This window comes from Spinactinospora alkalitolerans (assembly GCF_013408795.1).
Classification (GTDB): Bacteria; Actinomycetota; Actinomycetes; order Streptosporangiales; family Streptosporangiaceae; genus Spinactinospora; species Spinactinospora alkalitolerans.
On record NZ_JACCCC010000001.1, the window covers coordinates 436,940 to 462,364 of the forward strand.

24 protein-coding genes are annotated in these 25,425 nt (G+C 73.4%); 7 read left to right on the plus strand and 17 right to left on the minus strand.

Going from position 1 to position 25,425, the window contains the following annotated elements:
• Positions 1-122: 122 nt before the first annotated feature.
• Positions 123-284 carry a hypothetical protein gene (locus HDA32_RS02130; protein WP_179641562.1) on the plus strand — a complete coding sequence of 54 codons (162 nt, stop codon included), beginning with the start codon at positions 123-125 and terminating at the stop codon, positions 282-284.
• Positions 285-318: 34 nt separating this feature from the next.
• Here the strand turns inward: HDA32_RS02130 and mnhG are convergent, their stop codons facing one another.
• From mnhG to HDA32_RS02160, 6 genes are read right to left on the minus strand one after another with little or no spacing between them, the layout of a single operon-like run.
• Entirely contained in the window at positions 319-645 is a 327-nt protein-coding gene (gene mnhG, locus HDA32_RS02135; protein ID WP_179646411.1) for a monovalent cation/H(+) antiporter subunit G, read from the minus strand.
• A 32-nt stretch (positions 646-677) separates the two neighbouring features.
• The gene (locus HDA32_RS02140; protein ID WP_179641563.1) at positions 678-974 is read right to left on the minus strand and encodes a monovalent cation/H+ antiporter complex subunit F; all 297 of its coding nucleotides are present in this window, start codon (positions 972-974) and stop codon (positions 678-680) included.
• Complete coding sequence (locus tag HDA32_RS02145) at positions 971-1,555, minus strand: Na+/H+ antiporter subunit E (protein ID WP_179641564.1); 585 nt, start codon at positions 1,553-1,555, stop codon at positions 971-973. Before HDA32_RS02145 ends, HDA32_RS02140 begins: the two co-directional genes overlap by 4 nt.
• Entirely contained in the window at positions 1,552-3,225 is a 1,674-nt protein-coding gene (locus HDA32_RS02150; protein ID WP_179641565.1) for a Na+/H+ antiporter subunit D, read from the minus strand. The genes HDA32_RS02145 and HDA32_RS02150 overlap by 4 nt, the downstream gene beginning before the upstream one ends.
• Complete coding sequence (locus tag HDA32_RS02155) at positions 3,226-4,053, minus strand: Na(+)/H(+) antiporter subunit C (RefSeq protein ID WP_179641566.1); 828 nt, start codon at positions 4,051-4,053, stop codon at positions 3,226-3,228.
• Positions 4,050-6,995 (minus strand): Na+/H+ antiporter subunit A, encoded by a 2,946-nt coding sequence (locus HDA32_RS02160; protein WP_179646412.1) that lies wholly within the window; start codon positions 6,993-6,995, stop codon positions 4,050-4,052. Before HDA32_RS02160 ends, HDA32_RS02155 begins: the two co-directional genes overlap by 4 nt.
• A gap of 241 nt (positions 6,996-7,236) precedes the next feature.
• On the opposite strand from HDA32_RS02160, the gene HDA32_RS02165 reads away from it, so the two are divergent.
• Positions 7,237-7,680, plus strand: a complete 444-nt coding sequence (locus HDA32_RS02165) for a MarR family winged helix-turn-helix transcriptional regulator (protein WP_312863005.1) — start codon at positions 7,237-7,239, stop codon at positions 7,678-7,680.
• 334 nt (positions 7,681-8,014) lie between these two features.
• Entirely contained in the window at positions 8,015-8,929 is a 915-nt protein-coding gene (locus tag HDA32_RS02170; protein ID WP_179641567.1) for a DMT family transporter, read from the plus strand.
• On the opposite strand, the gene HDA32_RS02175 is transcribed toward HDA32_RS02170, so the two are convergent.
• From HDA32_RS02175 to HDA32_RS02185, 3 genes are all read right to left on the minus strand, one after another.
• On the minus strand, positions 8,904-10,190 hold the full coding sequence (locus tag HDA32_RS02175) for a glycosyltransferase (RefSeq protein ID WP_179641568.1): 1,287 nt from the start codon (positions 10,188-10,190) through the stop codon (positions 8,904-8,906). The genes HDA32_RS02170 and HDA32_RS02175 overlap by 26 nt on opposite strands.
• A gap of 317 nt (positions 10,191-10,507) precedes the next feature.
• The gene (locus HDA32_RS02180) at positions 10,508-12,100 is read right to left on the minus strand and encodes a S1C family serine protease (RefSeq protein ID WP_179641569.1); all 1,593 of its coding nucleotides are present in this window, start codon (positions 12,098-12,100) and stop codon (positions 10,508-10,510) included.
• Positions 12,101-12,552: 452 nt separating this feature from the next.
• Entirely contained in the window at positions 12,553-13,968 is a 1,416-nt protein-coding gene (locus HDA32_RS02185; RefSeq protein ID WP_179641570.1) for an MFS transporter, read from the minus strand.
• Between the two features lie 356 nt (positions 13,969-14,324).
• Here HDA32_RS02185 and HDA32_RS02190 point away from each other — a divergent pair, with 356 nt between their 5' ends.
• A complete protein-coding gene (locus tag HDA32_RS02190) occupies positions 14,325-15,053 on the plus strand; it encodes an acyl-CoA thioesterase (RefSeq protein WP_179641571.1) in 729 nt (242 codons plus the stop codon).
• On the opposite strand, the gene HDA32_RS02195 is transcribed toward HDA32_RS02190, so the two are convergent.
• The 5 genes from HDA32_RS02195 to HDA32_RS02215 form a co-directional block, all read right to left on the minus strand.
• A complete protein-coding gene (locus HDA32_RS02195) occupies positions 15,050-15,526 on the minus strand; it encodes a MarR family winged helix-turn-helix transcriptional regulator (protein ID WP_179641572.1) in 477 nt (158 codons plus the stop codon). The two genes, HDA32_RS02190 and HDA32_RS02195, sit on opposite strands and share 4 nt — an antisense overlap.
• A 115-nt stretch (positions 15,527-15,641) precedes the next feature.
• A complete protein-coding gene (locus HDA32_RS02200; RefSeq protein WP_179641573.1) occupies positions 15,642-16,541 on the minus strand; it encodes a sulfurtransferase in 900 nt (299 codons plus the stop codon).
• Between the two features lie 42 nt (positions 16,542-16,583).
• A complete protein-coding gene (locus HDA32_RS02205; protein ID WP_179641574.1) occupies positions 16,584-17,012 on the minus strand; it encodes a hypothetical protein in 429 nt (142 codons plus the stop codon).
• A complete protein-coding gene (locus HDA32_RS02210) occupies positions 17,005-17,370 on the minus strand; it encodes a hypothetical protein (RefSeq protein ID WP_179641575.1) in 366 nt (121 codons plus the stop codon). The genes HDA32_RS02205 and HDA32_RS02210 overlap by 8 nt, the downstream gene beginning before the upstream one ends.
• A 186-nt stretch (positions 17,371-17,556) precedes the next feature.
• Positions 17,557-17,781 carry a hypothetical protein gene (locus HDA32_RS02215; protein WP_179641576.1) on the minus strand — a complete coding sequence of 75 codons (225 nt, stop codon included), beginning with the start codon at positions 17,779-17,781 and terminating at the stop codon, positions 17,557-17,559.
• A 299-nt stretch (positions 17,782-18,080) separates the two neighbouring features.
• On the opposite strand from HDA32_RS02215, the gene HDA32_RS02220 reads away from it, so the two are divergent.
• The 3 genes from HDA32_RS02220 to HDA32_RS02230 all read left to right on the plus strand — a co-directional run bounded on the left by HDA32_RS02220 (position 18,081) and on the right by HDA32_RS02230 (position 22,181).
• Entirely contained in the window at positions 18,081-20,204 is a 2,124-nt protein-coding gene (locus HDA32_RS02220; RefSeq protein ID WP_179641577.1) for a HelD family protein, read from the plus strand.
• Between the two features lie 129 nt (positions 20,205-20,333).
• Positions 20,334-21,242, plus strand: coding sequence for a universal stress protein (locus HDA32_RS02225; RefSeq protein WP_179641578.1), 909 nt, complete (start codon positions 20,334-20,336; stop codon positions 21,240-21,242).
• 123 nt (positions 21,243-21,365) lie between these two features.
• Positions 21,366-22,181, plus strand: a complete 816-nt coding sequence (locus HDA32_RS02230) for a dioxygenase family protein (RefSeq protein ID WP_246334206.1) — start codon at positions 21,366-21,368, stop codon at positions 22,179-22,181.
• Between the two features lie 31 nt (positions 22,182-22,212).
• On the opposite strand, the gene HDA32_RS02235 is transcribed toward HDA32_RS02230, so the two are convergent.
• The 3 genes from HDA32_RS02235 to HDA32_RS02245 form a co-directional block, all read right to left on the minus strand.
• Positions 22,213-23,400 carry an MFS transporter gene (locus tag HDA32_RS02235; protein ID WP_179641579.1) on the minus strand — a complete coding sequence of 396 codons (1,188 nt, stop codon included), beginning with the start codon at positions 23,398-23,400 and terminating at the stop codon, positions 22,213-22,215.
• 190 nt (positions 23,401-23,590) lie between these two features.
• Positions 23,591-25,216, minus strand: a complete 1,626-nt coding sequence (locus tag HDA32_RS02240) for a peptide chain release factor 3 (protein ID WP_179641580.1) — start codon at positions 25,214-25,216, stop codon at positions 23,591-23,593.
• Entirely contained in the window at positions 25,213-25,419 is a 207-nt protein-coding gene (locus HDA32_RS02245; RefSeq protein ID WP_179641581.1) for a hypothetical protein, read from the minus strand. The genes HDA32_RS02240 and HDA32_RS02245 overlap by 4 nt, the downstream gene beginning before the upstream one ends.
• Between the last annotated feature and the right edge of the window lie 6 nt (positions 25,420-25,425).

Genomic DNA, 25,425 nt, shown 5'->3' on the forward strand with positions numbered 1-25,425 from the left:
TTCTTGGTGTCAAGTGGTGGTTGCGACGAGGTGGTCGTTGAGGACTTCGGCGGGGGTGGCCCAGTCCAGGGTCTGGCGGGGGCGACCTGCGCACCAGCGACCTGCCCACGCTCCTTGAGCAGATGACGGCCGTCCGGGTCGGCGACGCCGACCGCACCCGGGAGCCGCGTCGACGCCACCGCGCGCTGCAGCTCGACGCCCTGCGCCCCGACGCCGCCGTGAGCGCGCTGCCGGGCTCACCGCCGAGCCCGGCGGAACTCGGCGATCGGTGGATCCCCCGGTGACGGGGGCCGCGTCCGCGCCTCGCGGGGGCCCGCGTCAGGACCGGGAGGAGTCCGGGGCGTCCTCGTTGAGCCGCTCCCTGAGCTCGTCGATCGCGATGAGGTCGCCGCGGGCCCGGCCGGTCCGGTAGGTCACGCGGCCGGCGATGTGGCCGGCCACGGGCACGGTGAGGATCTGGAAGAGCGCGATGAGCAGCAGGATCCCGACGCGCGGCTCCGGGGCCAGGCGCAGCCCGAGGCCGACCAGGATCAGCAGCAGGCCGAGGATCTGCGGCTTGGTGGAGGTGTGCAGGCGCGACAGCAGATCAGGGAAGCGCACCAGTCCCACGCCCGCGGCGAAGGAGAGCGCGGCCCCGACGAGCATGCAGCAGACGGCGATCCAATCCAGAACGGCGGTCACGACGCCTCGCCCTCCTCCCCCGACGGCGGGTGTTCGATGTGGTAGCGGGCGACGAACCGGGAGACGCTGACCGAACCGACGAACCCCAGCAGCGACAGCACCAGCATGATCGGCAGCACCGTCGGATCGCGGTTGAACGCGGCGTAGGCGCCGATGCCGGCGATCGCCGAGGCCAGGATGACATCCAGCGACAGCGCCCGGTCCAGGATCGAGGGCCCCATCACCAGCCGCGCCATGCTCAGCAGCGCCGCGGCGCCGAGCAGCACCGCGATGGCGATCCAGGCGGCGGTCACGCCGCACCTCCCGTCCGCGCCGATTCCTCCAGCAGCCGGATGTCGGCGCGGGTGCCGAACGCCCGGGTGATCCGCTCCTCCAGCCGCAGCACGTCCTCGCGCGCCGCCTGCGCCGCATCGGCGTCCTGCGCGCCCAGCGCGTGCACGAACAGCGTGGACGAGGCGTAACCGACCTCCACGATCACGCTTCCCGGGATCACCGACACCACGATCGCCGTGGCGGTCAGCAGCAGATCGGACTCGGTGCGCAGCGGGACCGCGATGACGGAGCTGCGCGGCGTGCGGCCGAACGCGAACGCCAGCGCGGCCACTCGCATGGCGGCCGTCACCAGGTCGTAGCCGAAGCGCACCAGGAACACGGCGGCCGGCCACGGGTGCAGCCGCAGCCCGGTGTCCAGCAGCGGCATCGGAAACACGACCATGACGACCACGCCGACGCACAATCCCGACAGCACCGTGCCCACCGACAGCTCGCCGAACAGCAGCACCCAGGCCACGATCATGCCCAGCACCGGGGCCACCTGGATCCTTCGGCGGCCCAGGCGCAGGTTCAGCGGAGGGGGTTCGGTGGGCCGCGTCATCGGACATCTCCGGGGAAGACCGCTTCGACATAGGGCGTCCGCGCGATCAGCTCGGCCGCGGCGCGGTCGCTGTAGCCGATCAGCGGCCCGGCGAGCACCGTGAAGGCCAGTCCCATCACGACCAGCGCGGTCGTCGCCCCGACCATGCTCTTGGGCAGTGTCGCCGAGGTCGCGATCGTGCGCCCGCCCAGCGTCGCGGCCCGTCCGGTGACGGTGCGCGCATCGGAGGAGCGGACCCGCGACGACGGCCCCATGGCCTGGCCCGGGCCGAACGCCGAGGTCGGCGACTCGTCCTCGGAGGTCTCCAGTACGGTGCCGGGCTCGGCGACCGCACCCTCGCCGGGCGTGCGCCAGAACGCGCGGTTCCACACCCGCGCGACCGCGTACAGCGTCAGCAGGCTGGTCAGCACCGAACCCGCGACCAGCGCATAGGCCAGCGGGGTGCCCTGCTGCACGCCGGCCTGCAGCAGCCCGAGCTTGCCCAGGAAGCCCGACATCGGCGGGATCCCGCCCAGGTTCATCGCCGGGACGAAGAACAGCACGGCCAGCACCGGCGACAGCTTCGCCAGGCCGCCCAGGTCGTTCAGCGACGTGCTGCCGCCCCGGCGCTCGATCAGCCCGGCGACCAGGAACAGCGTCGTCTGCACGGTGATGTGGTGGGCGACGTAGAAGATCGCGCCGGCCAGACCCAGATGACTGCCCAGGCCGATCCCGAAGACCATGTACCCGATGTGGCTGACCAGGATGAACGACAGCAGGCGCTTGATGTCGTTCTGCGCGACCGCACCCAGGACGCCGATCACCATGGTGACCAACGCAGCCCACATCAGCAGGTCGTCGACCCGGCCGCCGGGGAACAGCAGCGTCTGGGCGCGGATCATCGCGTAGACGCCGACCTTGGTCAGCAGGCCGGCGAACACCGCGGTGACCGGCGCGGGCGCGGTGGGGTAGGAGTCCGGCAGCCACGCCGACAGCGGGAACACCGCGGCCTTGATGGCGAACGCGGTCAGCAGCATGACCTGCAGGACGGTCCGAACCTCCTCGGGGACGCCGGGCAGCCGCACCGCTAGCTGGGCCATGTTGACCGTGCCGGCCGCGGCGTAGATCAGGCCGATGGAGATCAGGAAGATCAGTGAGGACAGCAGCGAGACCACGACGTAGGTCGCGCCCGCTCGGAGCCTGGCCTGCGTGCCGCCCAGGGTCAGCAGCACGTAGCTCGCGGTCAGCAGAATCTCGAAGCCCACGTAGAGGTTGAACAGGTCGCCGGCCAGGAACGTGTTCGACACGCCCGCGACCAGGACCAGGTAGGTCGGGTGGTAGACCGCCAGCGGCGCGACCTCGTCCCGGTCGGCCATGCCCTGGCCGATCGAGTAGACCAGCACGCCCAGGGTGACCGCCGAGGAGATCACGACCATGAGCGCCGAGAGCCGGTCGGCCACCAGGGTGATGCCGATGGGAGCCGCCCAGCCGCCGACGTGCACGACCTGCGGGCCGTGGGCGTCGGTGCCGAACAGCAGCACCAGGGCGATCAGCAGCACGGCCGACAGCGTGGCGATGCTGATGCCGCGCTGCAGCCTGCTCAGCCGGATCCCGATCGTGAGCTTGGCCCCCGCGGCGATCAGCGGCAGGACGACCGGAAGCGGCACCAGATAGTGCAGGACGTCGCTCATCTAGTCGGCTCCCAGCAGGTCGCTGTCCTCGGCGCGGGCCAGGCGCTCGCGTTCGGCGCGGATCCGCGCGCGCAACTGCCGCTTCTCCGCCCTGATGCGCCGCCGCAGTTCGCGGCGCTGCTCCCGCTCGGCCTCCCGGTCGGCCCTGACGTGGTCGCGCAGCTCCGTGCGGTACGCCTCGACCTGTCCGCGCAGCTCCTCGACCCGCTTTTCGCGCTCGCGCCGGACGTCGCGGACCCGCCGGGCGATGTCGTCGTCGCCGACGCCGTCGTCGCCGCGGTTCTCGCGGATCCAGTCGCGCAGCTCGGTGTCGGCCTCGGCCAGCCGGGCGCGCAGCTCGGCGCGTTCGGCCTCCTCCCTGCGGTCCTCCTCCTCGATGCGGCGGTGCAGGTCCGTGCGCTGCTCCCGGATCTCCCGGCGTAGCCGGGCGCGCAGCTCCCTGATCTGCGCGCGCAGTTCGGCGCGGCTGCCGCCGAGCAGGATCCGGCGGTCCTCGGCGTCGTCCTGGACCTCGTCGTGGCCCTGCAGCTGCCAGCTGCGGTGCGCCATCGCCAGCAGGAACGCGGTGATCCCCAGGGTGATGACGATCGCGGTCAGGATCATGGCCTGCGGCAGAGGGTCGCTCATCTCCGCCTCGTCGGTCAGGCCGAGCAGCGGCGGCCCGCCCGCGGCGCCGCCGGTGGACAGGATCATCAGGTTGATCCCGTTGCCCATCAGGACCACGCCGAGCAGCACGCGGGTGAGGCTGCGCTCCAGCAGCAGCACCACGCCCACTGCGACCAGCACGCCGACCACCACGATGAGGACGATCGTCGGGGTGTCGTTCACGCGGTCACCTCCTCGGCCTCGGTCGCCCGTTCGCTCTCCTGCTCCAACTGCTCGTCGATTCGCGCCCCCAGGCTGCGCAGGATGTCCAGGATCAGTCCGATCACCAGCAGGTAGACGCCGAAGTCGAAGAGCAGTGATGACGCCAGGTGCAGGTCGCCGACGAGCGGCAGGTGCAGGTCGAGGGTGCCGCTCTGGAGGATCTCGGTGCCGAAGACGGCGCCGGCCAGCGCGGTGCCGGTGGCCGTGAGCAGGCCGAGACCGATCAGCGCGCCGGGCTGGATCCGCAGGGCGGCGTAGAGTTCGTAGCGGCCGCCGGCCAGGTAGCGCACCATCAGCCCCAGGCCGGCCACGATGCCGCCGGCGAACCCGCCGCCCACGGCGGTGTGCCCGGTGACCAGCAGATACACCGACAGCAGGATGATCAGCGGGAACAGCATCCGTGCGACGACCTCGAAGATGATCGAGCGGCGCTCCTTGGCCAGGGCCTGCGCGCCGGGCAGCCACAGGGGGTTCCACCTGACCTGCACGCTGAGCTGGCGCGGGGCGATCGCCAGCGCGTCCGGCCGCCAGGAGGTCTGCGGCGCGGTCGACGGGCTCGGCAGGACGAACGCCGGTCCCGCTCCGCCCGGCGGCACCACCAGGTCGGCCACGCGGCTGCGCGGCGTCCGGGAGCGGCGCTGCACGAACATCAGGCTGGCGACGCCGGCGGCGGCCACCGCGAGCACCGAGATCTCGCCCATCGTGTCCCAGGCGCGCAGGTCCACCAGGATCGTGCTGATGATGTTGTGGCCGCCGGCCTCCTCGGTCGCGGCGGGGAAGCCCGAGGAGATCGACTCGGCCCGCCGCGCGGCCAGCGCGAAGTAGGCCATGGCGGCCACCAGCAGCCCGGTGGCCGCGCCGATCAGCAGGTTGCCCAGGCGGCGCGTGCGCAGCACCGGGGTGGAGAAGCGGACCGGCAGCCGGCGCAGCACCAGGACGAAGACGACCAGGCTGACCGTCTCGATCAGGAACTGGGTGAGTGCGAGGTCGGGGGCGCCCTGCAGCATGAACAGGGTCGCGGTGCCGTAGCCGGTGACGCCGACGAGGACCACCGCGAACAGCCGCCGCCGCACTACCAGCGCCCACAGGGCGGCGATGACGGTGATCGCGGCGGGGAGCATCTGGACGGGGGAGTCCCACAGCCGGACCTCCGGTACGTCCAGCTCCCACGGCCGCCCCAGCAGCAGCGGAACGGCGCTCACCGCGACCAGCGTCACCAGCGTCGTGCCTAGGTAGACCGGCAGCGAACCGCGCTGGGTGCGGCCGGTCATCTGCAGGGCGAAGGAGTCGAGGCCGGCGAGGACGCGGCGGTAGACCCGGTTGGGGTCGGACAGGGCCCACCGGGTGCCCAGCCACACGACCCCGCCGCGCGCCCGGAACAGCAGCAGACCACCCGCCACGCACAGTGCCGACAGCCCCAGCGGGAGACCGAAGCCGTGCCACAGCGCCAGGTGGGCGGGCTCGGCGCCGCCGCCGAAGGCCACGGTGTCGGCGTACCGGGCCAGCACCGGATCGGCCGCGGAGGCCAGCGGCCCGCCGAGCAGGCCCAGCGCGGACAGGACCGCGGCGGGCGCGACGAACAGCGGGCCGGGCGCGTGCATCGGGGTGTCGGCCACATCGGGCTTGTCGAAGAACGCCCCCCACAGGAACCGCAGGCTGTAGCCGACCGTGAACACCGACCCCAGCACGAGCCCGGCCAGGACCAGCGTGTGCGCGCCGCCGCCGTGGGCGAACGCCCCGAAGGCCGACTCCTTCGCGGCGAACCCGGCCATCGGCGGCAGCCCGGCCATGGAGGCCAGCGCGGCGACCGAGATCCAGAAGACGGTCGGCGTCGAGCGCCGCAGTCCCGAGAGCTCGCGCAGGTCGCGGGTTCCGGTGCCGTGGTCGATGATCCCGACCACGAGGAACAGCGGCGCTTTGAACAGCGCGTGCGCGCACAGCATCGCGATGCCGGCCAGCGCCGCGTCGCGGGTGCCGGCCCCCAGCAGCGCGGCGAGGAAACCCAGTTGGCTCACCGTGCCGTAGGCCAGCAGCAGCTTCAGGTCGTACTGGCGCAGCGCCTTCCAGCCGGCCATCACCATGGTCGCGGTCCCGAACGCCAGCGTCGTGAACTGCCAGACCGCGAGGTCGCCGAACGCCGGGGTGAGGCGGGCGACGAGGTAGACGCCGGCCTTGACCATCGCGGCGGCGTGCAGGTAGCCGCTGACGGGGGTGGGTGCCTGCATCGCCGCGGGAAGCCACAGGCTGAACGGGAACAGCGCCGACTTCGACAGCGCGCCGACGAGGATCAGCAGCAGCGCGGGCGCGACCAGCGGGCCGCTCGGCGGGTCGGCCAGGAGTTCGGAGATGACGTAGGTGCCCGCGGCCTCGCCCAGCATGACCACGCCGACCAGCATCGCCAGTCCGCCCAGCGTGGTGACCGTCAGGGCGGTCATGGCCGCGCGCCTGCTCTCGCGCCGCTCGACGTAATGGCCGATGAGCAGGTAGGAGAAGACCGTGGTCAGCTCCCAGTGGACGTAGAGCTGGATCAGGTCGTCGGCCAGGACCAGGCCCAGCATGGCCCCGGCGAACCCGACGAGCACCCCGGCGAAGCGGCCGAGCCCGGGCTCGTCGTCGTGGAAGTAGCGGGCGCAGTAGACCAGGATCAGCGTGCCGATGCCGGCCACGATCAGCGTCATGACCAGGCCCAGCACGTCCATCCGGTACACCAGGTCGAGCCGGAACTCCGGTGCCCAGGCGATGGACTCGGTGACGGGGGCGCCGGCGATGACAGCGGGGGCCTGCAGCAGCGCCCACGCCGTCGCGCCGGCGGGGACCAGCGCCAGTGCCAGGAAGGCGTTGCGCCCCCACCAGCGAACCAGGAGCGGAGCCAGTGCTGCGGCCACGAAGTGCGCGGTCAGCAGCGACAACAATGCCCGTCCCCCTTCGCCTGGAGCTGTCGGCGTTCCCGCCCGGGCCCGCGCGCGTTCCCGTCGGAGGCCGGTCGACGGCTCGCGGAGCTCCGGGGCGGTGCGCGCGGGGCGGCCCGGGGTTCTGGGAGCCCGGGCCGCCCGTTTACGCCAAACTTATATGTGGTAACTATTTGATGTCTATGCTACCTATTGTCGCCGGGGCAAGTGTCGGCCAAGTGTCAGAGGCTGTTGAGTGGAACGGGAAGACCCAGGGTTCGCGGAGTTCCTGCAGGCCTGGAATGAACTGATGAACGCCGTCGCCCACGTGCGGGGACGCGGTGCGGTCGCGGGTGAGGTCGGTCTCACGGTCGCCCAGGCGCTGCTGCTGCGCACGGCCGACGAGCTCGACCATCCGACGGTCGGCGCGGTCGCGGCCGCGCTCGGCATCGCGTCGCCCTCGGCGACCCGGATGCTGCAGCAGCTCGAACGCAGGGGCATGGTGCGCCGGGACCGCTCCGAACTCGACGAGCGCGCCACCGTCATAACGGTCACCCCGGACGGCGCGCGGGCCCTGGAGGAGTTCTGGCAGCGGATCCGCGAGCGCCAGCGGCAGCTCTACGCCGGGGTCGACCCCCGGCTGCGTCCGGCCCTGACCGAACTGCTGCTGAGCATGCGCGATGTGATCAATGACATCTGACCGTCGCGCCGGAGGCCGCGTCCCGGCGGTCCCACCGCATTGAGGGCGCCTGGATCGCTCCAGGTCGGCGCCCCGACGGGTGGCGCATACCGCACCTGGCAGTAGTCTGCGTCTGCCCCTGTCGCCGTGTTTTCGATCCCGCTCCCATCGGAGCATGCCCCGACGCGAGCCGCGACCGCGGCGGGGCCCGACGGCCGGGCGGCGGCAGCAGGGTTCGGCGCCACGAGGCCGGCGGGACCGGCGGGCGCCGATGAGTCCTCCGGGCGACCGCGCCCCGCAGTGGTGGGCGTCGCCGTTGGGTGAGCCGGACAGCGTCAGGCGAAGGGGCTGGTACATGACGTGGGCCATCGTCGTGGCCATCGCGGGGGCGTTGGCCGTCGCGACCGGCGCGGCGCTGCAGGAGCGGACCGCGCGGACCGCTCCGTCGATCGGCATCAACCAGTTGCGCCTGCTGGGCCACCTCGTGCGCAGCCCGCGGTGGCTGCTCGGCACCGCGTTGACCTTCTCCGGCGTCGGCGCGCACATGTGGGCGCTGTCCCAGGCGCCGCTGACCGTCGTCCAGCCCATTGGAGTCAGCGGTCTGCTGTTCGCCGTGATGCTGGCCGCGTTCCTGCGCAAACGCCGCCTCACCAGGGCCCAGATCGGCGGCTGCCTGGCGGTCACCGCCGGACTGGCCGCGCTGCTGACGGTGCTGCCGGACCATCCGGGTGATCCGGCGCTGAGCCGGTCCGCACTCGTCTGCATGCCCGTGGTCTGCGCGGTCATCATGCTCGGCTGCCTCGCCCTCGCCCGCTGCGTGGGGGACGCGGCCCGCGCCTGCGCGCTCGCCCTCGCGGGAGGCGTGGGTTTCGGCGTCACCTCGGCGCTGGCCCGGATCATCGGCGTGGCCGCGCTGCAGGACCCGGCCGCCCTGCTGCGCCCGTTGACGCTCGTCGCGCTGGCCCTGGGGCTGTCCGGCGCGCTGCTGGTGCAGAACGCCTACCGCACCGACCACTTCGCGCTCGCCTACGCGACGCTGCTGATCAGCGACCCGCTGGCGGCGGCGGCCATCGGGGTCGCCGTCTTCGCCGAACCGCTGCCCGCGGACCCGGCGGCGGCCGCCGTGGTGGTGCTGGCGGCGTTCGCCGGCGCCCTGGGGGTGGTCACCCTGGCGCGCTCCTCCGGCCCCAAGGCCGCCCCGGCGCGCTCCGGCGTCGGGAGGGGACCCGTCGCCGGATCCTCCATCAGCGAACGCGCCTTCCGGTTCTAGCCACGTCGCGGTAGATCTGCTCGAAGCGGGTCAGCGAGGCCTCGTGGTCGTGCCGGGCCGCCATGGCGCGGCTCGCCTCGCCCATGGCCGCGGCCTCCTCCGGCGCGGCCAGGATCGCGGTGAGGTACTTGGCCAGCTCCTCGGGGTTGCCCGGCTGGTACAGGTAGCCGTTGCGCCCCTCCTGCACCAGGTGCGGCAGGGCCATGGCGTCGGCGGCCACCACCGGCAGTCCGCTCGCCATCGCCTCCAGCGTGGCGATGCTCTGCAACTCGGCGATGCCGGCGATCGCGAACACGTCGGCCACGCGGTAGGCGAGCGGGAGTTCGTCGCCGGACACGAAGCCCAGGAAGTGCACGCGGTCGGCCACACCCTCGTCGGCCGCGAGCCGCTCCAGCCGCTCGCGCCGGGCGCCCGTGCCGACCAGGACCAGTTGGGCGTCGGCGACGAGGACCTGCGGCAGCGCCGAGATCAGGTCCTCGATCCGCTTCTCCTCGTCCAGCCGGCCGACGAAGACGGCCGTGGGCCGGTCCGGCAGGCCGAAGCGGGCGCGGATCCGGGAGCGGACCGCGGCGTCGGCGCCCTCCTCCCGCGCGGGGCGGAACCGGTCGAGGTCGATGCCGCAGGAGACCGCCTCGACCGGCCGGACGAAGCCCTTGTCCAGCAGTAGTTGGGCCGCGATCCGGGTCGGCGTGGTGACGTGCTCCACCTCGGCCAGCACCCTGGTGAAGTCGCGCCAGGCCAGCGCGCCGACCCTGGCGTGCAGTGCGGCGGGGACGCGCAGGTGGTTGAAGAGGTTCTCCGGCATGAAGTGGTTGGTGGCCACGACCGGGACGGCGTGCCGGCGGGCCGCGCGCAGCAGCATCCGCCCGATGACGAAGTGGTTCTGGATGTGGATCACGTCGGGCCGGAGGCGCGCAAGCAGCCGGTCGACGTGGCCGGCGGTCCCGGCGGGGACGGCCAGCCTGAGCGTCTCGTGGGCCAGCGAGGGCATCGACCGCAGCCGGTGGGTCGTCACGCCGCCGCACAGGTCGACGCCTGGCGGGCCGTCGGGCGACTGGCACAGGACGTGCACGTCCGCGTCCCTTCCCGCCAGACCGTGGGCGAGCCGGGCGGTGAAGTAGGCCGCGCCGTTGACGTCGGGGGGATAGGTGTCGGTGCCGATCAGGACGCGCAGCCGCCCGGAACCGTTCCGGGCGCGCTGCTCGGGGACCCGTCGGGTCCGTTCGCGGCTCTTGGACGACGAGAGGAAGGTAACGGCCATCGTGTCAGGTCTCCCGGTGTGCGCGGGTCGGGTTCCGCGGCACACGATTGTGGTCGTCGTTCGTTGCCTGGCTCCGTCTTCCCGGTGAACGAGGAAGAGTCGGCTGAGTACCGCGCGGTGTCGCGGAGGATACTCTCGGCCACACCGACATCCCTGACTGAAAACCCGCGGGTTGAAACCCGATACGGCGAAGTCGGGTTCACGTCCTCGATGGCCGAGACCGGATCTCGAGGCCGGGACCGGCGGAAAAGGAACCGGGACCGGTCGCCCGCCTCCCCCTTGGCGGACGCCGGTCCCGGTCGTCCCGTTCCCCGCGCTTAGCTGCCGATGCTGTCGGCGGACTGGGCGGAGAGGGTCACCTCGGTCTCGTGGGTCTCGCCGTCGCGCTCGTAGGTGACGGTCACCGTTTCGTCGGGCTGGTGGGAGCGGATGGCCGCGATGAGCACGTTGGGGTCGTTGACCACGCGGTCGCCGACCTTGGTGACCACGTCGCCCGCCCGCAGGCCGGCCGCGTCGGCCGCGCCGCCCTCGGTGACGTCGACGATCTCGGCGCCGCCGTCGCGGGTCCCGGTGATGGTCGCCTCGATCGCGGCGTAGCTGGCGTTGCCGTCCGCGATCAGTTGCTCGGCGATCGGCTCGGCCTGGTTGATCGGGATGGCGAAGCCCAGGCCGATCGAGCCCGCCTGGCCGCCGACCCCACCGGTCGAGGCGATGGCGGTGTTGATGCCGATGACCTCGCCATTCATGTTCATCAGCGGGCCGCCGGAGTTACCGGGGTTGATCGGGGCGTCGGTCTGGATCGCGTCGATGACGGTGGAGGTCGTCGGCTCGGGCGCCTGGGGGTCCTCTTCGGGCGGGCCGAACGGCAGGCCCTGCTCGGGCTGCTCCTGCTCCTGCTGGGTCGCCCCGGTGTTGACCGGCCGGTCGACCGCGCTGACCACGCCGGCGGTGACCGTTCCGGACAGGCCGAGCGGTGAACCGATGGCCACCACGTTCGCGCCCACCTCGACCTTGTCGGAGTCGCCGAACGTGGCCGGGGTGAGGTCGCTGCGGCCCTCGGCCTTGATGACCGCGAGGTCTGAGACCGGGTCGGCGCCGAGCACCGTGGCCTCGGCCTGGCTGCCGTCGTTGAACTGCACCATCAGTCCGCCGTCGGCCCCGGCCACCACGTGGCTGTTGGTGAGGATCTGGCCGTCGGAGCTGATGACGACACCGCTGCCGCCGCCGGATTCGGTCTGGATGGACACCACGCTCGGCAGGGCCTGCTCGGCGACGGCGCTGACGCTTCCGCTGGACACCGTGCCGCTGTTCTCACCGGACAGTGAGCTCGTCGTGGTGCCGCCGCCGTTCGACAGCACCTCGCTGGTCACGATCGCGGCCGTCGGCCCCACGATCAGGCTGGTGACCAGCGCGGTCGCACCGGCAATGGCCAGCACTCCCTTGCGCCCCAGGGGGCGCTTCTCCCGTTCGGGCCGGGGGTGCGGGTCGGACCCGCCGGGCATGGACGCGCCGTGCGGCGGGGGCGGCGGGGGCGGCGGGGGACCACCGAAGCCGCCACCGCCCGCGGCGTGCTGGTCGAAGGCGTGCTGGCCGGGGGCCGCGTGCCGCGGATCGACCGGTCGCCCTCCCTCTCCCTGGGGCGGGCCGCCCCAGGGGGCCCCGTGCGGGGCGTCGTGGCGGGCCTGCTCCTCGGACGGGCCCTGCGGGTGCTGCGGACGGTTGGGCACGGCGGAGCGCTCGGGGTCGGCGGGCGCCTCGGGTCCGGCCTCCGGCGCGGCGGGCGCGGCCGGGGCGGGCGCCGGACCCTGCTGCGGTTCCGGCGAGCGGGCGCCCGGCTGCCCGGTCTCCGCGCGGCCGGTGCCGTCCGTCCCCTCGGTCGGGACGCCGTTGTTGGGGTCGGTTGCGCTCATCTTGCCCTCCGGACGAGTTCTGGCTACGTCAACAAGAATCGGCGGCAAAGGTTAGAACGCGGTGAGATCGCGGATAGGTACGGTTTCGAGTACGTGGTACGGGTTTCGACTATCCCCAACCAGGCGCCCACATGTCCGTAAATAAGTGTTATCGCGCGAATCGGCGCGTCGCCGCATCGTGGAGCGGGAATGTGGCCGAACATTGATCCGGACACCCAGGTCCCTCCCCGCACGGCTCACCGCGTGGCCGCCCACTAGCCCAAGTCCGCAGGCCACGCGGTGTTAAGAGGATATCCCCGAGGTCCCCGGGCCGGTCAATCCCGGCCCGTCCGGCCATGCGGCCGCCCGCGCTCCCGGGCTCCCCGGCCGACGCCGACGCCGGGCGCACCGCGGCGGCCGGGGGCCTCCCGTGCGGCCCGGTCCGTTCGCGTCGGGAACGGGGCGGAGCGCGCTCACTCCGCGGTTTCACTCCGTGCCCGGTCCAGGACCCGGCCCGCGTCGGCCTCGAAGTGCCGCCGCGCCCAGAGGACCAGCACCGCGCCGATCAGCATGGGGACGATCAGGGCGTACATCGCTCCCAGCAGCGACCCCATCGCGTCGGAGACCGCGCCGACCACGAGCGGTCCGGCGGCGGCGCCGAGAACGATGAGGAACTGCAGCCCGGCGAACCCGATCCCGCGCGAGGCGGCGCCGATGACGTCGGCGATGCAGGCCATCAGGTTGGGGATGGCGATGGCGCTGAGGAAGTTCGAGGCGAGCAGCCCGAGGGAGAACAGCAGCAGGTCGTCGACGGCGAGCGTGCACCCGAGCAGCAGCGATCCCAGCAGCAGCCCGCCGCCGCCGGCCAGGATGCGGCCGCCGGGGCGGGTGCCGTGCCACCTCCCGCCGAGCCATCCGCCGAAGACCGCGCCGCCGACCACCCCGATGAGGCCGATCATGCCGCTGAACAGCCCGGCCGGTCCGGGTTCGAGACCGAAGCCGCGCTGGAACAGGCTGGCCATCCAGTAGAAGATGCCGCCGAGGCCCAGGGTCAGCGCGGTCAGCCCCAGGCTCACCAGCCGCAGCGTGGGGATGGCCGACACCTCGCGGATCTGGCCCCTGAAGTCCAGGCCGCGCATGCGCGACCGGAGACCGGCGGCATCGGCGCGCGCACCGGAGCCCGGGCCGTTCGGCACCGGGACGCGCTCGTCGGAGCCGCGGGCCACCACCCGGTCGAGGAACCCGCGCGCCGGTTCGCGCAGCCGCCAGCACAGCACCGCCACCACGAGGCCGGGGACGACCATGAACAGGAACGCGCCGCGCCAGCCGAAGAACTGGCCGACGACCCCGCCGACCATCACGCCCAGCGCCATGCCCGCGTAATGCGTCAGCCGGACCCAGCCGAAGACCTTGGCCCGCGTCAGCGGCGGGTAGTAGTCGGCGAGCAGGCTGCTGCCGGCGGGGTTGTCGATGTTCTCCGCAGCGCCGAGCAGCACGCGGGTCGCGAAGAACATCGCGAAGCCCAGTGCCGCGGCGGAGCCCAGCGTGATGATCGACCAGAGGGCGACGACGACCGCGATGACCGCGGTGCGGTTGTAGCGGTCGGCGACGTATCCGGCCGGGAGGACGACGATGGCGCCCGCGATCGCCGCCGCGGTCGGAATGGCCCCCGCCAGGGTGTCGCTGACGCCCCATTCGGCCTGGATCTGCGGGAGCACCCCGGAGATGACGCTGGCCTCCAGGCGGTCGACGATGCCGACGAGGAAGAGCACCACCAGTGGCGCCCATCCGAACGGTGCGGCGTCGCGGGCGCTGATCCCCGCGCTCGGGGGCGCGCCCCATTTGGGCCGGTCCGTGGCCGACCGGTTCCGGCGGTTCACTCCGGTCATCCGCTCGTCTCCCTCGTTTCGAGGCGAAGCGCCATCGGGTCGCCCGTGCATTTACTTCGGTACCCGGTATATTCGGGCCCCGAACCTTTCATGTGATGTGGGCCACCGTCAAGAGTCCGCCGAGGGGGAAGGGGTGAGAGGGTGCGCCGCCGATGGGCGGCGGACCGGATCGCCGCGGAGAATATACTTCGGTACCCTGATTAAATGGACGGGGCGCGCCCCGGTCCCGGTGCCGGGCCGCTGAAGGGCTCCGGCCGCCCTCGACCCGAGCTCAGGAGGACCGAGCACTGGACCGTCTGGCGTTCTTCGGACTGCAAGCGACCGAACGGGACCGGGTGTGGCGTCTACCGGTCACCATGGAGCTCTGCTCCGGCCTGGGCGTCCTGTTCGGCGGATCGATCATGGGGGCGGCCCTGGCGGTGCTGGAGCACGACATCGGCCGCCCGGTGCTCTGGGCGAGCGCCCAGTTCATCAGGGCCGCGACCCCCGGATCGGCCGTCGAGGTCACCGTGGCGGCTCCCGCCGAGGGGACGCGCTTCACCCAGGCTCGGGTGACCGGACGCCTGGACGGGGCCGACGTCTTCCACGTCGCGGCCACCCTGGGCCGGGGCCGCGACGGCCGGTCGCGGACATGGGGCGCGCCGCCCGGGGTGCTGCCCCCACTGGACTGCCCGCCGCGCCCGGCGTCGCCGCGGTCGCGGGGAACGATCGCCGAACGGATCGACGTGCGGCCGGCGCTGGCCGGCAGCGGGCAGCACCCGCCGGGACGCGTCGACTCGGGTCGGGCCGCCTTCTGGGCCCGGCCCGTCGACCTCGACCTGGACGCCTCGGCGCTGGGGCTGCTCGGCGACCTGGTCCCCTCGGGCATCGGCGTGACCCTGGGCGAGCGCATCCGAGCCCAGAGCCTCGACAACACCGTGCGGATCCTGCGCGTCGTCCCCACGGAGTGGTGCCTGGTCGACGTCCGGGTGCAGGGCGTCGACAACGGCGTCGCGCACGGACTGGCGCACCTGTGGAGCGAGGGCGGCGCGCTGCTCGCCACGGCGAGCCAGACTGCCGCCGTGCGCCCGGCCGCGCGGCGTTAAGGTTCCGGTTCTCCCCGCTCCTCAGCCGCGAGCACCTCGCGCACGCGGTCGGCGAGGGGGGTCAGCAGTTCGCTGAGCTCGGCCTCGCTGGGCGGGCGCACACCCTCCACGATCGAGTCCGCCATCTGGTCCATCGCCTGCTCGGCCTCTGCGAGCAGGCGGCGCCCCTTGTCGGTCAGGGAGAGGTCGACGCTGCGCCGGTCGCGTTCGCTGGCGGTCCGCTCGACCAGCCCGAGGCGCACCAGGCCGGCGGTCGTCTCCGACAGGGTGGAGAAGCTGACGATGGAGCGCGCGCGCAGCTCCGACATCGAGGTGGTGCCGCGCCCCAGCCGGGCGAGCACGCTGTATTGCGACAGTCCCAGCGGCGGATCGAGGCGGCCCAGCAGCCGCCGCTGCAGTTGGGCGATGCGCGGGCCCGTTCGCATGAGGATCCGGCTGAGCTCGGCTCGGGTCCGTGCGCGGGATTCGGTCACCGCCGTCCACCTCCCTCGCTCGGCGCTCCGGGGCGGGTGCCGCCGGGACTCAAGTCTGCCACTTGCGCGCCTCCGCATCGGCGCCCGCGCGCAAGCACCGGCCGGGGCCTCCGCGCTACCCGGCCGAGTCGGCCCCGGAGTCCCCGCCCCCACCGGCCTCCCCGGTCTCCCCGGTCTCCGCCGGGAGGCCGGGGTCGGCGGCCCAGGCGCTCCACGAGCCGGGGTACAACCGCGCACCGGTGAACCCCGCGTGCTCCAGGGCCAGCAGGTCGTGGCAGGCGGTCACGCCCGAACCGCAGTAGGCCGTGACCGATCCGGCCTCGGCGGCCCCGAGCCCGGCGAAGCGCTCGCGCAGGCGCTCCGGCGCGGCGAACCGGCCGTCGGGGCCGAGGTTGTCCTGCCAGGCGGCGCTGCGCGCGCCGGGGATGTGGCCGGGCCGGACGTCCACCGGGCTCGGTTCGGCGCCGGTGTAGCGGCCGTGCGCCCGGGCGTCCAGCAGCAGCCGGGCGCCGTCGGCCGTCGCGGCGCGCACGGCCGACGTGTCGGCCACGCGCTCCGCCGGCCACGGGGCGGGCGTGCGGTGCCGCGGCGCCGTCGGCACGGGCCCCTGCTCCAGGACGCCCGGCCACGCCTGGATGCCGCCGTCCAGCACCGCGGCCGGCGACCCGAGGGCGCGCAGCATCCACACCAGGCGCGCTGCGGTGGAGCCGCCGGCGTCGTCATAGCCGACGACCGGTGTGTCGTCACCGATGCCCAGGGCGCCGAGGGCGCGGGCGAACGCCTCCGGGTCGGGCAGCGGGTGCCGTCCGCCCTCCTCCGTCGCCGGAGCGGCCAGATCGGCGTCGAGGTCGACGAAGACCGCGCCGGGGAGGTGGCCGCCGAGGTGGGCGTCGCGCCCGGACCTGCCGTCGAGGTACCAGCGCACATCGGCGACGAGGACCTCGCCGTAGTGCTCGGTCAGCCATTCCGGGCCGACGACGACGGGAAGACCGGGGAAGTGTTCGGGCTGCGGCATGGCCGCAGAATATACCGGGACCGCTCCGCTTCCCCGCGCCGGTCACCCGGTCCGCGGAGTCCTCCGGGCGGCCCGGCCGACGTGCCGCAGCCACAGCAGGCCCAGCACCGGCAGCACCAGCGGGATGAACAGGTAGCCGCTGCCGAAGCGGGACCACACGGTGTCGTCGGGGAACGCCTGCGGATCGAACACGCTGAGCGAACCCACGACGAGCACCCCGATCAGCTCGACGGTGCACGACACCACGGCCACCCGATGGGAGGTGCGCCCGGCGCGGGCGATCCCCACCGTGGCCACGATGTAGACGACGCCGGCCAGCGCCGAGAGCAGATAGGCCAGCGGGGCCTCGTCGAAGCGGGTGAGGATCTGCACGGTCGCGCGGGCGGTCGCGGCCAGCGCGAAGACCGCGTAGACCGCGATCAGCACCCGTCCCGGGCCGGTCCGGGTGGCGGGTTCGGCGGTTTCAGGCAAGGCCGGGGTCCCAGATCTGTTCGAGCCGGACCATCATGACCGGCAGGATGAGGCAGGCGAACGCGATCACCGCCGGGCCCCAGCGGCTGCGCTCCATGAACCCCCACACCGCGCACGCCGGCGGGATGAGGACGACGGTGGCCAGGTAGCTGACGAACGTGGCCGTCTCCGCCGGGCGCGCGCCGCCGACCAGCAGCGTGGTCGAGACCACCGCCTGCGCGATCAGCAGCAGCTCCAGCACGGCCATGCCGACGAGGTGCGGCACGACCATGGGCTGCCCGCGCAGCGTCGAGATCAGGGACCAGACGGCCATGATCAGCGAAGCCGTCTGGATCGTGGTGGTCAACCCGTCAACCACGAGCGCCTCCACGCATCGCCTTGCTCACCCCGTATCCGCTCGTCAGCCGCTTGGCGGCCGATTTCAACTACAAAGCGTAGTACCTCGGCCGGACCGGCGGGAACCGGGGTGAGCCGACGGGGCGCGCGCCGGTGCGCACACGAAAAAGGGGCCCCGCCAGGACGGAACCCCTCACCCCGGGTGCGGTCACCTCCTGCCGGTGTTCTCCTCCAGATGCAGCGCCACGCCGATCGCGAAGAAGGTCGGCGCCCACTCCCCGATGAACAGGCCCCAGCGATCGGCTCGGTCGATTCCCGCCTTCTCCGCCTTCTTGGAGGTGAACCAGGACAGAAAACTCGCCCCGATCGACGCGGCTCCGGCCATGTAGGCCATTTCGGAGGTGACGCCCATCTCGTGCAGTTTGCGAATCATGCATCCCCCTTCGATGTCGAGGTGCGCCGCTACCCGTTCCCCGGGCGAGTATGCCGACGTCGGCCCGGCTCCGGTGCCGTCCGTGCGGGGCCATCGGGGCGCCTCCCGGATGCGCCTTCCAGGGCGCAGCCCGTTGCACCGGGGAGCCGGTTGCACTATCGTCTTGCCTTCTTCTTCGTTCCGGCGGCATTTCTCCGCGCGCTGAGGATCGGCACGAACCGGAGGGCACTTCGGGGCGGGACCCACGCACCCGCCGCCGCACGCCCGTTCCCGCCCGCCGACATGGAGAGTGCCGTCCCATGGCCGTTCCCGAACCCGCCCCTGCCCTCGATCCCGAGATCCGGGCCGAACGCGACTTCCTCGCCACGGCCCGGGCGGCCCTGCGGCGCATGCGCGACGACGTCCTCGACACAGAGACCGCGCTCGGCGACGTCGTCGGCGACAAGGTCACCAACGCGGTCCTGCTCCGGGCCCGCGAGCGCCGCGCCGAAGCGCTGGTCGACATCCCCGATGTGCCGCTGTTCTTCGGCCGGCTCGACTACGCGCCGGGAACCGTGTTCGAGGCCGACCCCGGCGACCCCGACGGCTCCGGCGAACCCGCCGCGGCCCGGACCCCAGACGGCGACCGGGTCTACATCGGGCGGCGGCACGTCCACGACGCCTCCGCCACGCCCCTGGTCATCGACTGGCGCGCGCCCATCTCCATCGCCTTCTACCGGGCGACCGCGCAGAACCCGATGGGTGTGCGGCTGCGCCGCCGCTACGGCTTCACCAGCCGGGCCGAGCTGACCGCCTACGAGGACGAGCCGCTGGCCGGGGCCGGGAGCGGCGCGCCCGGCACAGCGGGGGCCGGCGCACTGCTGGCCTTGGAGATCGAGCGGCCGCGCTCCGGCCCCATGCGCGACATCGTCGCCACCATCCAGCCCGAGCAGGACGACCTCGTCCGCGCCCCGTTGGAGCGGTCGCTGTGCGTGCAGGGGGCGCCCGGCACCGGCAAGACGGCGGTCGGCCTGCACCGCGTCGCCTACCTGCTCTACGCCGAGCGCAGGCGGCTCGGCCGCGCCGGGGTCGCCATCATCGGCCCGAACCGCTCGTTCCTGTCCTACATCCGCAACGTGCTGCCCGCGCTCGGCGAGGTCGACGTCCGCCAGACCACGGTCGAGGAGCTGCTCGGCGCGGTGGAGGTGCGCCGGACCGAGGAACCGCGGGCCGCCCTGGTCAAGGGCGACGCCCGCATGGCCGAGGTGATCCGCCGCGACCTCTGGTCGCGGTTGCGCCCGCCGGAGGAGTCGCTGGTCGTGCAGCGGGGAGCGCGCCGGTGGCGGCTGTACACCGACGAGCTCGCCGACGTCCTCGCCGAGCTGCGCGACCGCGGCGTCACCTACGGGGCCGGACGCGAACTGCTGGCGCACCGGCTCGCGCACGCGGTGCTGACCAGGATGGAGAGCGCGGGGGAGGTCTGCGACGACCGGACGCACGACCAGGTGCGCCGCGACCGCGCGGTGCGCGCCGCCGTCACCGCGATGTGGCCCAAGGCCGACCCGGTGCGGCTCGTCCTCGGCCTGCTCACCGACCCCGAACGGCTCGCCCGCGCCGCCGACGGGCTGCTGGACGCGCGGGAGCAGGCGGCCGTCATGCTCCCCGGGCGTCCGCGCGGACCGAGATCGGCGCGCTGGTCCATCGAGGACCTGGCCCTGATCGACGAGGCCGCCGGCCTGGTCGATCGCCCGGCGAGCCTGGGACACGTCGTCGTCGACGAGGCCCAGGACCTCAGCCCGATGCAGTGCCGCGCGATCGGCCGCCGCGGCGCCACCGGCTCGTTCACCGTCCTCGGCGACGTCGCGCAGGGCACCGGCCCGTGCGCCACCGGCGACTGGTCCTCGCTGCTGCACCACCTCGGGCGGCCCGACGCCCGGCTCGCGGTGCTGGACCGGGGATACCGGGTGCCCGCGCAGATCATCGACTTCGCGGCCCGGCTGCTGCCCGGAATCGCCCCCGGCCTGGGCGCGCCCGTCGCGGTCCGCCAGGCCCCCGGCTCGCTCCGGATCACCCGGGTCGCGGAGCCGGAGCTGGCGGAGGCCGTCGTCCGGGCGTGCCGCGGGGAGCTGGCCGGGGAGGGGTCGGTCGGCCTGATCGCCGCCGACGCCGAGATCCCCGCGCTGCACGGCGCACTGGCCGCCGCCGGACTGAGGGCCGCGGTGCTGGGCGAGGCCGACGACGCGCTGGAGGCCGAGCGGCTGGTCTGCGTTCCCGCGTCACTGGCCAAGGGCCTGGAGTTCGACGCGGTCGTCGTCGCCGAACCGGCCCGCATCGTCGCGGCGGAGCCCCGGGGCCTGCACCGGCTCTACGTGGTCCTCACCCGGGCGGTCAGCGTCCTGCACGTCGTGCACGGCGCCCCCCTGCCGGAGGCGCTGGCGGGGTAGCGGCCACCTCGGGTCCCCGCGCGAGCGGCGCGCAGGCGGACGGCTGAATTCCGCGCGCTCGGGTAGGACGACCGGAGTCGCCATGGACGAACGCCGCGACGGCTCGGGAATGAGAGCGAGGCAAGCCTGATGAACAGCACGTCCGAGGTCCGCTGGGTGATCGTCGGGGTCGACGGCTCCGACTCCAGCCGCTACGCGCTCGAGTGGTCGGCCAACGAGGCCCGGCTGCGCGGATTGGGACTGCGCATCGTCACCGCCGTGCAACTGCCGGAGCGGGAGGGGCCGTTCGCCCAGTTCGCGCACAATCCCGACGACACCGCCGAGGCGCCGCGGGCACATGAGGCCCAGGCGCTGCTGGACTACGCGCGGGACTGGATCAAGGGCATCTACCCCGAGATCGAGGTCGACACCCGGCTGGCCACGGAGCGTCCCGGAGCGGCCCTGCTCCAGGCCGCCTCGGAGCCCGGGGTCGCCGCGGCCGTCATCGGCTCCCGCGGCCTGGGCAGCCTGGCGTCGGCGTTCGTCGGCTCCGTCGGCGTCGAACTGGCCGCCCGCGCACCGGTGCCGGTGGTGGTGCTGCCGAAGAAGCACGAGTCCGTGAAGGGCGTCAAGGGCAGGATCATCGTGGGCGTGGACGGTTCCGAGACCGGCCAGCGGGCGGTGGAGTTCGCGTTCGCGCAGGGGGCCAAGCGCGACGCCGAGGTCGTCGCCATCTGCGCCTGGCAGCCGATGGCCGCGTTCGCCTCGACCATCGGGCCGGTGCCGCCGGAGGTCTTCGACGACTCCGCGGTGGCCGCCGCCGCGCGCGAGACCCTGGACGCTGCGCTCGCCGGGCCGCGCGCCACCTATCCCGATGTCGTCGTCACGGCCCACGAGGTGCGCGGCCACCCCGTTGTCGCGCTGCTGGAGGAGGCGTCGGCGGCCGACCTGATCGTCGTCGGTTCGCGCGGCCGCGGCGGTTTCGGGGGGCTGCTGCTCGGCTCGGTCAGCCAGGCGGTCATGCACGGCGCCCACGGCCCGGTGGCGATCGTGCGCTGACCGCGGCCGCCCGGCCTCGGCGGCGGCTACCGCCGACCTCGGGCGTCGGCTACTATCTTTCTAGGAAATAATTTTCTGGGAAGATCATGGCGGTCCGGTCCCCGGGGCGTCGAAGGAGCAGTCATGTCCAGCACGAACGCCCTGGAGCGTCCGGTCCCCGGCGAGAGGATGCCGGTCCTCTACTTCGGCCACGGCGCGCCGCCGTTGGCCGACGACGCGCTGTGGACCGGCCAGCTGGCCGGCTGGGCCGGCGGCCTGCCCAGGCCCAAGGCGGTCCTGATCGTCTCCGCGCACTGGGAGGCGGCCCCGCTGACGATCGGCGCCACCGCGACCACGCCGCTGGTCTACGACTTCTGGGGCTTCCCGCAGCGCTACTACGAGGTCACCTATCCCGCTCCCGGCGCGCCGGAGCTGGCCGCGTCCGTGCGCGGACTGCTGGACGGCGGTGCCGTCCCGGTGGCCGAAGCGCCCGAGCGAGGGCTCGACCACGGGGCCTACGTCCCGCTGAAGGAGATGTACCCCGAGGCCGACGTGCCGGTGCTGCAGGTCTCGATGCCCACGCTCGACCCGGGCGCCCTGTTCGGACTCGGCCGCCGCCTCGCCCCGCTGCGGGACGGGGGCGTGCTGATCATGGGCAGCGGGTTCCTCACCCACAACCTCTCGTGCGTGGACATGACGCGCGGATCGGACTACGTGCCGCCGTCGTGGTCGGCGGAGTTCGACGACTGGGCGAGCCGCGCGGCGATCGAGGGCGACGTCGACGCCCTGCTGGACTGGCGGCACAAGGGGCCCGCGGCCGACATCGCGCACCCGCGCAGCGAGCACCTCGCCCCGCTGTTCGTCGCCCTGGGTGCCGGCGCGGCCACCACCGACCGGGCCCGCAGCGTCATCGACGGGTTCTGGTACGGCTTGGCCAAGCGGGCCTTCCAGTTCGACTGACTCGACCGGACCGGGACCGGCGCAGCGGGCGTCAGGCGTTGCCCGGTGCCGTGGGCTGCGGTCGGCGGGCGAACGGGGCGGCGACGGCGATGGCGGCCGGCAGCGCCGCCAGCAGCACGACGACCGGCTCGTAGGAGCCGGTCAGGTCGTGGCCGAGTGACAGCAGCAGCGGGCCGACGGCCGTGGAGGCCACGGCGATCGACTGGGTGAGCCCGCGCAGCGTGCCGAGGCTGGCGGTGCCGTAGTAGTAGGGGAACGCCGCGGCCTCCACCCCGCGGGCGCCCGCCGCCGCGGCGCCGAGCGTGGCCCCGTAGGCCATGGCGGTGACGCCGGGGGAGACCAGGGGCAGCAGCACCAGCGTGACCGCGTGCACCGCCATCGCGCCGGAGATCAGCAGCTTCGGGGAGAAGCGGTCGGTGGCGGCGCTGAACAGCAGGGACGCGAGCAGGCCCGCCAGCGTCTGCGGCAGGAAGTTGGCCGCGGCCTCGGTCGGGGTGAGCCCCTGCTCGCCCAGCACCGAGACCTGGTGGAAGAAGACCGCGGTGGTGACCAGGCCGCTGCACGCCACGGCGCTGGAGATGGCCCAGAACATCGAGGTGCGCACGATCGAGCGCAGCGGCCACGCCGTCGCCTCCGCCGGTCCGTGCCCGTCGGCCCCGCTGCGCTCGCCCTCCTCGGGGACGCGCCGGACCCCGCGCATGCCCCACCAGGCGATGGGCAGCACGACGATCCAGATCAGGCCGGCCTCGGCCAGGAAGGTGTGCCGCCAGCCGATCTCGGTGATCACCCGCTCCGACAGAAGCGGGAACAGCGATATGCCCGCGGTGCCGGCCGCGGTGGTGATCCCCAGCGCGGTGCCGCGCCTGCGGGTCACCGCGATGCCGACGGCGGTGGTGGCGATCATGGTCATTCCGCCCTGGCCCATGGCGCGGGCGCCGACGAAGCCGACGGTCAGTCCGACCAGTTCCTGCACCGACGCCAGCAGGGACAGGAACGCGCCGAACGCCAGGGCGACCAGGGCCAGCACGCGCCGGACCCCGAACCGGTCCACCGCCCGGCCGATCCACGGCAGCGCGAAGGCGCCGCACAGCGTGCCGACCATGTAGGCCAACGAGACGGCGGAGCGGCTGACGTCGAGGTCGGCGATGATGTGGTCGACGAAGACGGAGATGCCCGCGGTCTGGCCGGGGCCGCTCAGCGCCAGGACGACGCCCGACATCGCGATCAGGACCGCGGTTCTCGGCGCCTTCGGGCCGGTCCGCTCGGCGTCGGAGCCTGCGTCAGGTAAGGCGGAGGATGACAGGATGACTCCTAAAACGTTTCATCACGGGGCGTGCTCCGGACCGGCCGGGGGCATTGGTCGGCCTGCGGGGGCCGTCGGGCCGGGGCTTTCGGTGCGGTGGGTGGGTCTAGTCCTGGGTTTCGAGGCCGCCGGCGAGGAGGGGGGCGGTGGTCAGGTCGGGGTTGTCGCGTTGGATCACGCGCAGCCGCCACTTGTTGTGGATGAGTGCCAGGAGTGCGTGGTCGGAGCGGCGGGTCAGGACCTCGGCGCCGGGCAGGGCGTGCAGGGCGGGCGCGGAGGCGGCGTCGGTGCGGCGGGCGATGCTGTAGTCCAGGTGGGCCAGCTCGATCGGGGCGCGGAACTCGTGGGCCATCCGGTGGGCGACCACGTCGAACTGCAGCGGGCCCACCGCGGCCAGCACCGGGGCCTGGTCGCCGCGCACCTCAGAGGACAGCACCTGGATCACGCCCTCGGTGTCGAGCTGGTCGATGCCGCGGCGGAACTGCTTGTGGCGGCCGGCGTCGGTGGCGCGGGCCACCGCGAAGTGCTCGGGGGCGAAGCTGGGGATCGGCGCGAACTCGACCTTGGGCCCGGCGTAGAGGGTGTCGCCGACCCGCAGGGCGGCGGCGTTGACCAGGGCGATCACGTCGCCGGGGTAGGCGGTGTCGATGGTGTGGCGCTGGGAGCCGAACACGGCCTGGGAGTACTTGGTGGCGAACGGGCGGCCGGTGGCGGCGTGGGTGAGCACCATGCCGCGCTCGAAGCGGCCCGAGCACACCCGCACAAACGCCATCCGGTCGCGGTGGGCCTTGTCCATGTTGGCCTGCATCTTGAACACCAGGCCCGAAAACGGCGCCTGGACCGGGCGCGGCCGGCCGCCGGCATCAGGCTGGGCCGAGGGGGCCGGGGCCAGGGCGATCAGGGTGCGCAGCAGCGCGGCGACGCCGAAGTTGGGCAGCGCGGCGCCGAACAGCACCGGCGAGGAGGCCCCGGCCAGGAAGGAGGCCTGGTCGTAGTCGGCGCCGATCTCGGCCAGCAGCTCGAGTTCCTCGCCGGCCTGGGCCCAGGCCGGGCCCTCGGCCCGGGCGGCCTGCTGCGCGTTCAGCGTCTCCTCGCGGGCCCGGGTGGCGCCGCCGGGGGTGCGCTCCAGCTTGGTGTAGGCTCCGCCGGGCCGCTCGATCAGGCCGCGGAAGTCCCCGGCGATGCCCACCGGCCAGTTCAGCGGGGTGGGGCGCAGCCCGATGCGCTGCTCGATCTCATCGAGCAGCTCCAGCGGCTCGCGGCCGGGCCGGTCCCACTTGTTGACGAAGGTGATCACCGGGACCCGCCGGGCCCGGCACACCTCGAACAGCTTCAGGGTCTGGGGCTCCAGGCCCTTGGCCGAGTCCAGCAGCATGATCGCGCAGTCCACCGCGGCCAGCACCCGGTAGGTGTCCTCGGAGAAGTCGGCGTGGCCGGGGGTGTCCAGCAGGTTCAGCACGTGGCCGTCGTAGTCGATGCGCAGCGCCGCCGAGGTGATGGAGATCCCGCGGGCGCGCTCCATCTCCATCCAGTCCGAGACCACCCCGCGCCGCTCGCCCTTGCCGTGCACCGCCCCGGCCGAGGCGATGGCCGCCGCATGCAGCGCCAACGCCTCGGTCAACGTCGACTTGCCCGCATCCGGATGCGAGATCACCGCAAACGTACGCCGACGAGCCGCCTCGGCCACCGGATCCGGGCCCTTGTGCGTCGCGGATTCCGCTGCCACAGTCACCGGTACTTCTCCTTCAGCAGGGCTTCGTGTTCGTCGCGTTCGATGCGGAGTCCTCCGCCGGGCCCTTCGGTGATGTCCGGCCGCCCGTGCCCGGCGCGGCGCCGTGCCGCGACGGCCCCCTTGAACAGGGCGGGGCGTGACGGACGCCCTCCGGCGGCCTCGCCGGGCCCATCAGGTCGGGAACGGGCGTTCGACGTCCGCATTCCTCC